The sequence below is a fragment of the Rhodococcus sp. EPR-157 genome (assembly GCF_001647195.1).
Lineage (GTDB): Bacteria > Actinomycetota > Actinomycetes > Mycobacteriales > Mycobacteriaceae > Rhodococcoides.
Map to the genome: position 1 here is coordinate 1 of NZ_LVCV01000442.1, position 12,063 is coordinate 12,063.

16 protein-coding genes are annotated in these 12,063 nt (G+C 63.8%); 10 read left to right on the forward strand and 6 right to left on the reverse strand.

Going from position 1 to position 12,063, the window contains the following annotated elements:
• On the forward strand, nucleotides 1–741 hold a 741-nt coding region (gene sepH / locus A2J03_RS20530), incomplete at its 5' end, for a septation protein SepH (protein ID WP_068377722.1).
• Nucleotides 742–779: 38 nt separating this feature from the next.
• Nucleotides 780–1,514, forward strand: a complete 735-nt coding sequence (locus tag A2J03_RS20535) for a DUF6928 family protein (protein ID WP_068377724.1) — start codon at nucleotides 780–782, stop codon at nucleotides 1,512–1,514.
• Here the strand turns inward: A2J03_RS20535 and A2J03_RS20540 are convergent.
• Both A2J03_RS20540 and A2J03_RS20545 read right to left on the reverse strand, forming a co-directional pair.
• Nucleotides 1,471–1,842 carry a DUF2537 domain-containing protein gene (locus A2J03_RS20540; protein ID WP_442971385.1) on the reverse strand — a complete coding sequence of 124 codons (372 nt, stop codon included), beginning with the start codon at nucleotides 1,840–1,842 and terminating at the stop codon, nucleotides 1,471–1,473. The genes A2J03_RS20535 and A2J03_RS20540 overlap by 44 nt on opposite strands.
• Nucleotides 1,839–2,666: a TrmH family RNA methyltransferase gene (locus A2J03_RS20545; protein ID WP_068377726.1), complete on the reverse strand. Its 828-nt coding sequence runs from the start codon at nucleotides 2,664–2,666 to the stop codon at nucleotides 1,839–1,841. The genes A2J03_RS20540 and A2J03_RS20545 overlap by 4 nt, the downstream gene beginning before the upstream one ends.
• A 38-nt stretch (nucleotides 2,667–2,704) precedes the next feature.
• On the opposite strand from A2J03_RS20545, the gene A2J03_RS20550 reads away from it, so the two are divergent.
• The 6 genes from A2J03_RS20550 to A2J03_RS20575 all read left to right on the forward strand — a co-directional run bounded on the left by A2J03_RS20550 (nucleotide 2,705) and on the right by A2J03_RS20575 (nucleotide 7,831).
• The gene (locus A2J03_RS20550) at nucleotides 2,705–3,904 is read left to right on the forward strand and encodes a GNAT family N-acetyltransferase (protein WP_068377728.1); all 1,200 of its coding nucleotides are present in this window, start codon (nucleotides 2,705–2,707) and stop codon (nucleotides 3,902–3,904) included.
• Nucleotides 3,905–4,166: 262 nt separating this feature from the next.
• Nucleotides 4,167–4,391 (forward strand): hypothetical protein, encoded by a 225-nt coding sequence (locus A2J03_RS20555; RefSeq protein WP_082897970.1) that lies wholly within the window; start codon nucleotides 4,167–4,169, stop codon nucleotides 4,389–4,391.
• A complete protein-coding gene (locus A2J03_RS20560) occupies nucleotides 4,388–5,308 on the forward strand; it encodes an ABC transporter ATP-binding protein (RefSeq protein WP_068377744.1) in 921 nt (306 codons plus the stop codon). Before A2J03_RS20555 ends, A2J03_RS20560 begins: the two co-directional genes overlap by 4 nt.
• Complete coding sequence (locus tag A2J03_RS20565; protein ID WP_068377730.1) at nucleotides 5,305–6,075, forward strand: ABC transporter permease; 771 nt, start codon at nucleotides 5,305–5,307, stop codon at nucleotides 6,073–6,075. The genes A2J03_RS20560 and A2J03_RS20565 overlap by 4 nt, the downstream gene beginning before the upstream one ends.
• A 35-nt stretch (nucleotides 6,076–6,110) precedes the next feature.
• Nucleotides 6,111–7,229: a sensor histidine kinase gene (locus A2J03_RS20570; protein WP_068377748.1), complete on the forward strand. Its 1,119-nt coding sequence runs from the start codon at nucleotides 6,111–6,113 to the stop codon at nucleotides 7,227–7,229.
• Nucleotides 7,226–7,831, forward strand: a complete 606-nt coding sequence (locus A2J03_RS20575; RefSeq protein ID WP_068377732.1) for a response regulator transcription factor — start codon at nucleotides 7,226–7,228, stop codon at nucleotides 7,829–7,831. Before A2J03_RS20570 ends, A2J03_RS20575 begins: the two co-directional genes overlap by 4 nt.
• On the opposite strand, the gene A2J03_RS20580 is transcribed toward A2J03_RS20575, so the two are convergent.
• The 3 genes from A2J03_RS20580 to A2J03_RS20590 all read right to left on the reverse strand — a co-directional run bounded on the left by A2J03_RS20580 (nucleotide 7,816) and on the right by A2J03_RS20590 (nucleotide 11,050).
• The gene (locus A2J03_RS20580; RefSeq protein WP_156520485.1) at nucleotides 7,816–9,081 is read right to left on the reverse strand and encodes an MFS transporter; all 1,266 of its coding nucleotides are present in this window, start codon (nucleotides 9,079–9,081) and stop codon (nucleotides 7,816–7,818) included. The two genes, A2J03_RS20575 and A2J03_RS20580, sit on opposite strands and share 16 nt — an antisense overlap.
• 33 nt (nucleotides 9,082–9,114) lie before the next feature.
• On the reverse strand, nucleotides 9,115–9,525 hold the full coding sequence (locus A2J03_RS20585) for a MarR family winged helix-turn-helix transcriptional regulator (protein ID WP_197480885.1): 411 nt from the start codon (nucleotides 9,523–9,525) through the stop codon (nucleotides 9,115–9,117).
• Nucleotides 9,526–9,595: 70 nt separating this feature from the next.
• Nucleotides 9,596–11,050, reverse strand: coding sequence for an NCS2 family permease (locus tag A2J03_RS20590; protein WP_068377738.1), 1,455 nt, complete (start codon nucleotides 11,048–11,050; stop codon nucleotides 9,596–9,598).
• 18 nt (nucleotides 11,051–11,068) lie between these two features.
• Here A2J03_RS20590 and A2J03_RS20595 point away from each other — a divergent pair, with 18 nt between their 5' ends.
• Entirely contained in the window at nucleotides 11,069–11,317 is a 249-nt protein-coding gene (locus tag A2J03_RS20595) for a DUF2530 domain-containing protein (protein WP_068377741.1), read from the forward strand.
• 161 nt (nucleotides 11,318–11,478) lie between these two features.
• Nucleotides 11,479–11,622 carry a hypothetical protein gene (locus A2J03_RS30630; protein ID WP_156520484.1) on the forward strand — a complete coding sequence of 48 codons (144 nt, stop codon included), beginning with the start codon at nucleotides 11,479–11,481 and terminating at the stop codon, nucleotides 11,620–11,622.
• On the opposite strand, the gene A2J03_RS30080 is transcribed toward A2J03_RS30630, so the two are convergent.
• On the reverse strand, nucleotides 11,591–12,063 hold a 473-nt coding region (locus tag A2J03_RS30080), incomplete at its 5' end, for a phosphatase PAP2 family protein (RefSeq protein WP_082897971.1). The genes A2J03_RS30630 and A2J03_RS30080 overlap by 32 nt on opposite strands.

Here is a 12,063-nt window from a genome sequence, read left to right on the forward strand (position 1 = left end):
CTCCGCGCGGCCTCCCGCGGCGACATCGCTCGACTAGGACAGATTGAGATCGAAATGGACAGTTTGCTTCGCCCCAAGGAGATCCAGGCTCGGATCCGAGCCGGCGCCACCGTCGAGCAGGTTGCCAACGACTCCGGGATGGCGCTGAGCCGCGTCGAGGTGTTCGCGCATCCGGTGTTGCTGGAACGATCGCAGGCCGCGTCGATGGCCCAGGCCGGTCACCCGATGCGTCACGACGGTCCGGCAGTGCAGACTCTCGCAGAAATCGTCGCCCTCGCCTTCCGAGCGCGTGGCCACCATCTCGACGAGGCCACGTGGGACGCGTGGCGCGACGAGGACAACAAGTGGGTCGCCCAGCTGAAATGGCAGGCCGGACGCACCACCAACAAAGCTCACTGGCAGTTCCTTCCCGACGGTCACGGTGGAACCATCACTGCGCTGGACGATGCCGCAGCAGAATTGGTCGATCCGGACTTCGGACGTCAGCTCCGCGGCCTCGCACCGGTTCGCGCGCTCGAGGTAGCCCCCGAAGAATCTCAGCAGTCGTTCGACGACTACTACGGCACGACGGCGGACAGCGAAATCGATGCCGACATCGAAATCGAAGAAGACGCCCCATCTGCTGTGCACGAACGCAAGCACGACTCCGCACCCGCACCCAAAAAGGACAAGAAGGGCAAACCCGCGATGCCGTCGTGGGAAGATGTTCTGCTGGGTGTCCGCAGCAGCGGGCACAACTGAACATGGTCGGCTGACACCGATCGAGAAGGGTGCCTGGAGTGGGGGCCAAAGCATCGACCATCTGGTACATCGACGCACCCGATCCGATCTCGCTGTTGCGGGAAACGACGTCGTCGGACTGGGAAGCCGCTACAGCCCTGGTGGGGAGACTGTTCCCCGACAACATCGCTGTACCGAAAGGCGAAGGACCGATCACACGGTCGGCGGGTGTCTCGCCTGACGAGGTGTTCATCGGGTGCTATCCCGGAGCCACCGTCATCTGCGGTAACAACCTGTCCATCGCGAAACCGTCGCTCATTCCCGAATTCTGGACCCGGCCGCTGGCGTCGGAGCGCACCTATCTCGTGGCGACCGATCCGACGACGGCATGGGGCGCGTTCGCCTACTGGGAACGTGGCACGCTCCGCAGGTCGTTCAGCGCGACACCTATCTACATCTACGAGGACGTCGGACTTCCACTCGTCTGGGAGCGTCCGTTCTGGGCCGGCGAACGTCCACTGATCTACCCACCTGATGTCATGCCGGACCCACAGTCTCTGCCTTTTCACCCGCAGGAATTCGCCGAGACCGCCAACGCAGAGTGGCTGGGGTTCCGCTACACGGGCGTGCCGCGTGGCGACGAGTTCGACGCGGGATCGTTGCCGGTGTGTGGGTTCACCATGTACGAACCGGGTCAGCAACCTCAGCCCAGGGCGATGGAACCTCAGTCGGCTCCCGAGGAAAAGAAATTCATGCGCTGGCTACGACGGAAATCCCCAGAACCACAAAGCTGATCACAGCTCCGACGCACGCCCCGTACACCGGCCATCTCCATACCGGCGTCGCACGCCACCTCAGCACCGTCGGCGCTGCTCCACCGACGACGATCAGGTTGATCCCGATCGCAAGAAGAACGTTGATGTCCGCCAGTTCACGGCCGAACGCGGTGAGCGCTGCGCCGACGAGAACTGCACAAAACGCCGCGACGGGGATTCCGGTGAAGAAGACCTCGCAGTCGGGGGCAGGAGTGGAGCCTGCCGGAACGACCCGGGGGGCAGGAGTGGAGCCTGCGGGAACGACCCGGTTCACAGGAGTGGAGCCTGCGGGAACGACCCGGTTCACAGGAGTGGAGCCTGTCCGGGTGTCTGCACGCGCACGCGCTCGTAGAACGCCATTGCTGCGGCGGTGGCGACATTGAGTGAATCCGTTCCCGGCGCCATCGGGATACGCGCGCGAACGTCTGTGGCGCGCATGGCGTGTTCGGTCAGTCCTGGTCCTTCGGCTCCGAGTAGAAGCGCCACCTTCTCGCCCGTCATCGCCTCGGCGAGCGGTATCGCCGACGGGTTGGGCGTCAGCGAGATGGTCTGAAAACCATTCTCTCGCAGTATGTTCAGTCCCCTCGGCCAGTCGGGAACACGTGCGAACGGAACCCGCAGTACGTGCCCCATCGACACCCGCACCGCGCGTCGATACAGCGGATCAGCGCATGCCGCGCCGAAGAGCACCGCATCCGCGCCGAGTCCGGCCGCGTTACGGAACATCGACCCGAGATTCTCGTGGTCGTTGACGCCTTCCAGCACCACGACAGTTCGTGCACCCGCCAATACTTCGGCGAGGTCCAATTCCGGCGGGCGATGCGCCGCGGCGAGCACCCCTCGATTGAGGTGGAACCCGATAACTTCGGCCATGACCTCCGCGGTCGCCCGATAGAACGGGACGTCGACGCCGTCGAGGCAATCACCGAGTTCCTGCAGTCGACGGTCGACCCCGAGCAGACTGATCGGTGCGAACCTCGATGAGAGCAAGCGCTCCGCCACCAGAACACCTTCGGCGATCACCAAGCCCTTTCCGTCGGGTAGGTCGGGACGGCGATCGGACGAGTTGAGGTCGCGAAAGTCGTCCAGCCTGGGATCGGCGGAGTTTTCGATGTCGATTACGTGTACCACGTGTCCATCTTGGCACCTGTGTGAAAAGCTCGACTGCGATGACTACCGAAGACACGATCAATATCAGAACGGCCACCGACGAAGACTGGGATGCAGTCGCACTTCTCGACGCCCACGCGTTCGGTGAGCACCAAAATTCCGAGGACCTCGCCGAGACTCAGATTCTGACGAGCTCCGAGCACGTTGTCATGGCATGGGATGGAAGCACGCCCGTCGGCGTCGCCATGCATTTCCCGATGTCCGTGACGGTCCCCGGCGGCGAACAGGTGGAAGCGTCGGGTGTGTCGTGGGTGTCGGTCGCGCCGACCCACCGCAGGCGCGGCATTCTCCGCCGCATGTTCACCGAACAACACCGCAAACTCGATGCTGCGGGGGCTCCACTGTCGCTCCTGACTGCGAGTGAAGCGACGATCTACCGCCGATTCGGGTACGGCCCGGCGACGGAGGAACACGCAATCGTGCTCGACCGCAGATTCGCGCAGTTCCACGAGTCGGTTCCAGCCGTCACCGGCGTCCGTCTGATCGAGTCGACGGAAGCCTCGACACTGCTTCCCGAAATCTACCATCGCTGGCAGCGCAAAACGGCTGGGGCACAGCCGAAGCCGCCGATTCGATGGGAGCGATTCTTCGCCGACCGGGAGAACCGTAGGCATGGACTGACCGAGCTGTTCTTCATCGCGCACGCCGACGGATACGTCGCATATCGTCGGAGTCCCACCGAGAGCAAGGTCGTCGTTCAGGAGTTCATCGCCGTCACCGATCAGGCATACGCCGAGATGTGGCAAGTACTCGCGGGGATCGATCTCGTCGACACCATCGAGGTCAGCCAAGCCCCGGACGAGGCGCTTCCCTTCCTGCTTACGAACAATCGTCTGCCCAAGATCACCGGCCTTCACGATGCACTGTGGTGCCGAATCATGGACGTCAAGGCAGCATTGGAAGCACGCACCTACGGCGTCGACGCCCAGTTCGTCCTCGAGGTGGAAGACCCGTTCCTCGACGCGGGCGGCACCTTCGACGTGACGATCTCCGCGGGCGCAGCGACGGTCACGCGCACCGACGCTGCACCGGATGCGAGGGTCGGACTCGACGTCCTGTCGTCGATGTACTTCGGCACACACCGTGCAACGCGTTTTGCCGCCGCGTCGAGGCTGTGGACCCTCGATCCGGAGGCACTCCACACCGTCGACATCGCCTTCGCGACCGACCGGGCCTCGGTCATGGGTTGGGCTTTCTAGACCGCGAGCTCGCCCAGCCCAGTGACCGAACGACTCATTCGGTCACTACCACGCGTGAACGCGCACCTTCCAGCCCACGCGCAGGTTGCAACCGGTGCCCTCGCTGCAACCTGCGCAGCCAGGCGATCCGGGACCGAACGGCTCATTCGGTCACCCCAGCCACAGAGGCTGACATTTGTCATGCCCCGACCATGACTCTGTCACCGCAGCCGATGACGCCGCGCACTACTGGTGGACACGCGATCCGGCGAAGCTTGGACGCATGAGACAACCGGACGAAGGAAACCTGTTCACCGACATGATGGAGCTCGGACCCGCTCCGACGATGGCGCGGGAGATCGTTGTCATCGTCATCACGCTGGCATTGCTCGGGGCCGTGTTCGCACTCGTCGGACCACAGTTGCCCGCACTCATCGTCGCTGGGCTCGCGGTCGTGTTCATGGCCGGTCGGTTCGTGCTGGGACTGCGCGAATGGAAGAAGCGATGAGCATCATCGAGGTGACGGGCATGACCCGTCGATACGGAAGCGGCAAGTCCGCATTCGAAGCGGTGAGCGGGCTCGACCTTTCGGTTCAGGAGGGTGAGCTGTTCGGACTCCTCGGCACCAACGGAGCCGGTAAGACGTCGACTCTCGAAGTGATACAGGGGCTTTCGAGCCCCAGTGAGGGAACCGTGTCGATCATGGGCATGGATCCGATTCGGGATCGGCGTGACGTACGTCCGAATCTCGGGATCATGCTGCAGAGGGGCGGATTGCCGTCCGACCTGACCGCGCTCGAAAGCCTCGACATGTGGGCGGGCACCTGCAGCAACCCGCTGTCGGCTATGGATGTGCTCGACCGCGTCGACCTCGCTGATCGCGCCGACACGAGGGTCAAGTTCCTGTCCGGTGGCGAGCAACGCCGCCTGGATCTGGCGTGCGCGATAATCGGCCGGCCACGCGTGCTGTTCCTGGACGAACCGACCACGGGTCTCGACCCCGAAAGTCGTCGCAACACGTGGACACTGATCGAGGAGCTGCGAAAGTCGGGTGTCACGATCATGTTGACGACGCACTACCTCGACGAAGCCGAGCGACTCTGCGACCGTCTGGCGATCATGCACAAAGGGCGCGTCGTGCGAAGTGGAACCGTCGCCGAAGTGGTCGGCGATCACCCGGCGACCATCCATCTCGAACTGCCCTCTGTACCACTGCCGGAACTGATGTCTGCTCGCATGAACATCGAAGACGGAAAGCTCGTCGTCGTCACGTCCGAATTGCAGGACACGTTGACCGAACTGCTCGTGTGGGCTCAGCGAACAGGCGTCCGAATCGACGGCCTCGACGCTCGGGCCGCGTCACTCGAGGCCGTATTCCTCTCCATCGCAGACGAATTCGACGACCGCAAGGAGATCGCAGCATGAGCACCATGGCCACACTGTCCCGAGCGGAATTCACTCTGCTGGTCCGCAACCGCGTACTGCTGTTCAACGCGCTCGTCATGCCACTTCTGTTCCCGGTGGTGTTCCTGTTCATCGGGCGCGAAGACGGCGCCCTGCCCGACGCCATCGTGTCCTCGGCGCTCGAGGTATTCGCCCTCTTCCTGCTGGTGTTTCTGGTGTACTACAACCTGTTGTCGTCCTACGCGACGAGACGGGACGAGTTGGTACTCAAGCGACTTCGTACCGGTGAAGCGACCGACAATCAGATTCTCCTCGGCCCTGCGATACCGTCGTTCGCGTTGACAGCGCTGCTCACGATCGTCGTCGCCGGTATCGTCCTCGCTCTCAGTGGCAATCTGCCGGTGAATCCCTTGCTACTCGTCGCCGCTCTCGGTGGAGGCGCTGCGATGTTCGCGGCGCTCGCCCTGATCACGTCGACGTTCACCAGAAATGCCGAAGCCGCGCAGATCACCAGCTTGCCCATCATTCTGCTCGCGATGGCGGGCACGTCCTTCATGCGCGACATCGTGCCCGACTCCCTCGCCCCGATCATCGACCTGACTCCGATCGCGGCGGTCCTGGACCTGATCGATCTCGGCTGGATCGGTACGACGGATCCGACGACGAGTTCACTCTCCTTCGCCGCGACCTTCTCCCCCGCCCTTCAGCCATTGCTCGTCATCGCGGCATGGATCGTCGGTTCGATCCTGATCGCCAAGACCCACTTCCGCTGGGAGCCGCGCGCGTAGTGCTGACGCAAGTCGGCTGTGGAAATGTGGAGTACATGGAACTGAGGCGCTATCTCGACCCCCGCACCACGTGGCGGGACACCTCGGAGGTCGACAAGGTGCGGCTGTACACCCGACAGTCGTTCGTGGGAATCGTCGTTGCCTTCACGATTCCCGGATTGATCGAGTCGATCTCGAACGCTGCCTGGCTGTCTGCGGTAGCACTGAGTGTCTCCGCCGTGGCGGCGGTGCTCGTGCTGCTGCGGCTACCACGAATCGGCGGAACCGGTTCCGGGAGCATCCGCATCCCTGTTGCGGTGAGCGTCGGGGCCGCAATCCTCGCCGGCGTGACCGGGACTGCCGCGGTTCCGCTCTGGGCGCTGCTGGTCGGATCGATCCCCGTGTGCGTCCTCCTCTCGCCTGGATGGACACTCGTACTTGCGATCGCACTGAGTGCGGCGACGTCGATGACTCGCTTCGGGCTACCCGGGGCGGTGTCGGCTTTCGTCGCCGTGATGTTCATGTCTGCGACTGCGCGACTGTCGATCTGGTTGCTGCGCATCGTGACCGAGCTGGACGGTTCCCGTCACGCCGCAGCGCAATTGTCGGTAGCCGAAGAGCGACTGAGGTTTTCACGGGACCTGCATGACGTGGTGGGCCGGGCGCTGTCGGCCGTCGCAGTGAAAAGCGAACTGGCGGCGATGCTCTCACGCCGGGGGGACGACCGAGCGGCGGCTCAGATGGACGAGGTTCGTGAACTGGCACAGCAGTCGATGGCCGAGGCACGTCAGCTTGTTCGCGGGTACCGGTCGATCGACCTCGAAGCAGAACTCGGTGGTGCCGCGTCACTGCTGAGCGCCGCGGGCATCGATACCGAAGTTCGTGGCGCAGCCGAATCAGTGGCACCCGAGTTCGCCGAAGCTGCCGCGTGGGTCGTGCGTGAGGGCGCCACCAACATCCTCAGGCACTCCGAGGCCACACGTTGCCGCATCGAGGTGACACACGATTCGCTCCGAATAACCAACAACCGTCCGCGCACATCGACGTCGACGGACGGGACCGGTCTCGCGGGACTGGCCGAACGCCTGGCAGCCGTCGGCGGAACCCTCGACACGACCGGTGATTCGGACGAATTCACCGTGACTGCGACCTTCACACCTAGGGTGGCATCATGATTCGAGTACTCCTTGCCGACGACGAGAATCTGATCCGTACGGCGCTCGCGACGATGCTGGCGCTGGAGGACGACATCGAGATAGTGGCACAAACCGAATCCGGCGAAGGTGCTGTCACCGCCGCGACGGAATTCGCCCCCGACGTCGCTGTTCTCGATCTGCAGATGGGTGGCATCGACGGCATCGAGGCGGCCCCCGAGATCGCCGTGGCAGTCCCGTCGTGCGCATCGATCATCGTCACCAGTCACGGTCGTCCCGGGTACCTGAAGAAGGCGTTGTCGGCCGGTGTTCGCGGTTTCCTCCCGAAGACCACGTCGGCAGCGACGCTCGCCGAGGTCGTACGCACCGTGCACGGCGGCGGACGCTACGTCGATCCCACCCTCGCCGCGGAGGCAATCGGGGCCGGGGACTCGCCGTTGACCCCGAGGGAGTCCGACGTACTCGAATTCGCCGCCGACGGCGCAACCGTCGCCGAGATCGCTGCTCGTGCACACCTCTCCCCGGGCACGACCAGAAACTACCTGTCCTCGGCAGCCGCGAAGCTCGGCGCGGCCAACCGCCACGAGGCGTCGTCGATCGCGCGTCGTCACGGCTGGATCTGATGCACAGCCAATGCAGGTAGCCGACGCCCGCTCGCGGGGCGGGACACCCTGACCCGGAGATTGTTGTGCCGCAGCAGATACACCGCCGCGAACAGTCCCGATGCCACCGACACCACGCCGCCCACGACCAACGGCGCCCGCGGATCGACGACGTCAGCGAGCCAGCCGAGCACCGGGCTGCCGATCGGTGTTCCACCGAGGAAGCACAGCATGTAGATGCCCATCACCCGGCCGCGCATGTCCGAGGGCACGGACATCTGCAGGATGTTCATCGCCGACGTCGAGAACGTCAGGTTGAGTGCACCAGTCGGGATCAGCAGCAGCGCAACGAGAATGTAGTTCGGCATCAGCCCGACGAGCAGCTCGAAGACTCCGAAGGCGAGCACGGCACCGATGAACAGTCGTAGCCTCGGCGGGGTGGCCCGGCGGGCGGCGAGCGTCGCACCCAGCAGGGTGCCGACAGCAAGCGTCGTCGACAGCAGCCCGTACGCGTCGGCGCCACTGCCGAAGGTGTTGCGTGCCAGCACTGCCAGACTCAGCGGAAAGTTCAGGCCGAACGTCGACACCATGAAGATCGTCGCGAGCATCACTCGGAGATCCGGTCTTCCCCACACATAGGCGAATCCAGCGCGGACCTGTCCCTTGGCGCGCGGTGCCCGCTCGACGGCGTAGAGGTCTTTCGCCCGCATGGCCACCAGAGCAGCGAACACCGCGGCGAACGACACAGCGTTGATCAGGAACACCCAGCCGGTACCGACGAACGTGATCAGCACACCCGAGATCGCAGGGCCGATGATGCGCGCCATGTTGAACGTCATGGAGTTCAATGCGATTGCGTTGGCCAGCGTCTTCTGACCGACCATTTCGATGGTGAAGGACTGGCGTACCGGGGCGTCGATGGCCGACGAACAACCGAGGATGAACGCGATGACATAGACGTGCCACAGTTCGACGACGTTACCGACATCGAGCACGCCGAGAACGAGACCGCACACTGCTGCGAAGACCTGGGTGATCATCAGGAGCTTGCGTTTGTCGTACCTATCGGCGAGTACACCGCCCCACACCGACAGAATCAGCGTCGGCCCGAACTGGAGCGCCATGACGATACCGACGGCGAACCCGTTGCCCCCGGACAGCGTCAGAACAAGCCAATCCTGCGCGACGCGCTGCATCCAGGTACCGATGAGCGAGACGATCTGCCCCGACGCCCACAATCGGTAGTTGCGCGTGTGTAGCGCAGCAAAGATCGTGGGCACGTACCTAATAGTAACCCTAGGTAACTACTCCGAGTCGTTCACGAGCGCGCTGATGATCCCGACTGCCTCGCGCAGGATGGTGAGCTGATCCTCGTTCAACCCCGCCAGCTGCGCAGTCATCCATGCCTCGCGGGCACTGGCCTCGTCCGCGATCAACGTATGTCCTGCTGCGGACAGCGACACGATGACCTGGCGGCCGTCGGTCGGGTGAGCCGTACGCACGACCAGCCCCAACTCGGCCAACGATGCGATGACCCGCGTCATCGAGGGCGGTTGCACGCGCTCACGAGCGGCAAGCGCTCCGGGCGTCATATCGCCCTCACGGCTCAGCGTCGCAAGAGCCGACAGCTGAGTCAGCGACACCTGCGAATCGACCCGCCTCCCCCTCAGGTGGCGAGTCAAACGCACCACGGCAAGCGACAGATCGCTAGCCAATTCACGGTTGTCCTTAACGCTATTTCCCGACGTCACAGCGCAGAGACTACGCCTAGCGGAACGAATCAGCTCAGGTAACCGCCTCGGTGATCGGTCCGAGCGAAAAATACGCCACGAAGAGCAATGCGACGATCCAAAGCAAGGGATGTACCGATTTGATCTTGCCCCGCCCGGCAGCGAGCACGACCCAGGTGATGAACCCGACGCCGATACCGTTTGCGATGGAGTACGTGAACGGCATCACCAGGATCGTCAGGAACGCCGGCAGAGCGATCTCGAACTTCGTGAAGTCGATGTCGCGGACCTGACCGATCATCAACGCACCCACGACGACCAGGGCCGGAGCGGCAGCTTCGATCGGAACGATGGCAGTCAACGGCGTCAGGAACATCGCGGCGAGAAAGAGAATTCCGGTGACAACGTTGGCCAAACCGGTTCGTGCACCCTCGGCGATTCCCGATGCCGACTCGACGAAGACAGTGTTCGACGACGCCGACGCCCCGCCACCGGCGATCGCGCCGGTCCCTTCGATCACGAGCGCCTTGCCGATTCCGGGCAACGTGCCCTTCGAATCGACCAGCTTGGCTTCCTTGCCCAACCCGGTCATCGTGCCCATGGCATCGAAGAAGTTGGCCAACACGAGCGTGAACACGAGAAGGCTCGCTGCGAGCACACCGATACGGGTGAATGCTCCGAGTAGGTTCACTTCACCGACGAGCGACAGATCCGGAACCCGCAACAACTGCTCCGGCAGGATCGGCACGCTCAGATTCCACCCCTTCGGATCGACCCCGTTCGACGGGCCGACGTCGGTGAAGGCTTCGACGATCGCCGCCACGAGCGTGGTCGTCACGATTCCGATCAGCAAACCGCCCCGCACCTTCCGGGCGACGAGGATTCCCATCAGCAGCAGGCCGAAAACGAACACGGCCGTCGGCCACGACGCGATGGATCCGTCGATACCGAGTCCGACGGGGACTGTCGTGCCCGCGGCGTCGGGGATTCTCCGCACGAAGCCGGAGTCGACGAGTCCGATGAAGGCGATGAAGGCTCCGATACCCGCGGCGATAGCCGCTTTGAGCTCGGACGGAATCGCGTTGAACACGGCAGTCCGGAAACCGGTCACGGCCAGCAAAACGATGATGATGCCGTCGATGACCACCAAGCCCATCGCTTCTGGCCACGTCACCTGAGGGGCGATCGTCACGGCGAGCAGCGTGTTGATCCCGAGACCCGCGGCGATGCCGAACGGGTAGTTGGCCACGATTCCGAACAGGATGCTCATGAAGCCGGCGACCAATGCCGTCACCGCCGCAACTTGTGCCACGGGAAGGATGTTGCCGAGAACGTCGGTCTTGGCCGCTGCGTCGTCGGCGGAGAAGCTGCCCAGGATGAGCGGGTTGAGCACCACGATGTACGCCATCGCCACGAAGGTGACGACGCCGCCACGCACCTCGGACGCGACGGTGGATCCTCGTTCGGTGATCTTGAAATAGTTGTCCAGGAGCCGGGACTGGAAAGGCATAGGGGTAACCTACATTTCGTGGAGCGAGAGCCGGAACCGACCGAGCTCAGCCGCAGGCTGACCGACCCGGCGCCCGTCATCGCCCTCGGAATTGCACTGTGGGTGGCGGCAACGGTCGTCGTGCTGATCGTCGGCGATCGGGGGTCGTCCGCTCTGCCCGTGTGCCTGGCGGGCATCGGCGTCGGCACGGTCGGCTTCGTACTGTTCCTCGTCCAGCGCGCTGCGGCCAGACGTGGGAGTAAAACCGCCCAGCGTGGCCTCGACTGAGCGTGCTCGCCGTCACGCTGCCCCAGGGAACGTAAGCGCCGTCACTGAATGTGCCGCTGACGTGCGGAAACTCACCACTGAATCGGTTGAGTTACACAGAGTTAACGTGGACGATGGGTTATGTCAGTTACACGAAACCATTGATATACGAAAGCAAGGCCATGAAGCTCGTTTCGCAGATCCGTACCCGTCGCAACCACGCTCGTTCCCTCCGCGCCCTCTACGCCCGCGCGCACGCCGTCAGCAGCCCCTCGATGCGCGACGAACTCCTCGTCATCGCGCAGCGATCCGATTTCTCGCGCTGATCGCTCCGCTCGCATAGATCCACAGCAGTGCCCACAGGGTCCCGAACGCCCAGCCCGCAAGCACATCCGTAGTCCAATGCGCGCCCAGGTAGATCCGAGAAAACCCGATCGCCAGGCTCGACGCAACAGGTAGTGCAAGCACAACGGGACGACGCAGCCACGGGGTGGTCGATCGCAGCATCATCGCGATCGCCACCGTGGCCAGCACCGCGGACATCGTGGCATGGCCCGACGGAAACGAGTGGGACGAGATCTCGACCAATCGGTCCGGTATCGGTGGCCGTGCGCGCCCGAAGATCAGCTTCGCCAGGCTCATCGCACCCCAGGCGGTCGACATCGCACCCGCCACCACCACGGCGTCGGCACGTCTACCCCTTCTCAGCAGCAGCACGCAGCCCACGATCGACCAGACGAACATCGACACGGTGTTCCCGAGCGTCG

What these genes read in the sequence shown, in the direction of transcription:
- A2J03_RS20550 (WP_068377728.1), top strand. Translation starts at nt 2,705, where the DNA reads ATGACTACCGAAGACACGATCAATATCAGAACGGCCACCGACGAAGAC.
- A2J03_RS20555 (WP_082897970.1), top strand. Translation starts at nt 4,167, where the DNA reads ATGAGACAACCGGACGAAGGAAACCTGTTCACCGACATGATGGAGCTC.
- A2J03_RS20560 (WP_068377744.1), top strand. Translation starts at nt 4,388, where the DNA reads ATGAGCATCATCGAGGTGACGGGCATGACCCGTCGATACGGAAGCGGC.
- A2J03_RS20565 (WP_068377730.1), top strand. Translation starts at nt 5,305, where the DNA reads ATGAGCACCATGGCCACACTGTCCCGAGCGGAATTCACTCTGCTGGTC.
- A2J03_RS20570 (WP_068377748.1), top strand. Translation starts at nt 6,111, where the DNA reads ATGGAACTGAGGCGCTATCTCGACCCCCGCACCACGTGGCGGGACACC.
- A2J03_RS20575 (WP_068377732.1), top strand. Translation starts at nt 7,226, where the DNA reads ATGATTCGAGTACTCCTTGCCGACGACGAGAATCTGATCCGTACGGCG.
- A2J03_RS20590 (WP_068377738.1), bottom strand. Translation starts at nt 11,050, where the DNA reads ATGCCTTTCCAGTCCCGGCTCCTGGACAACTATTTCAAGATCACCGAA.
- A2J03_RS30630 (WP_156520484.1), top strand. Translation starts at nt 11,479, where the DNA reads ATGAAGCTCGTTTCGCAGATCCGTACCCGTCGCAACCACGCTCGTTCC.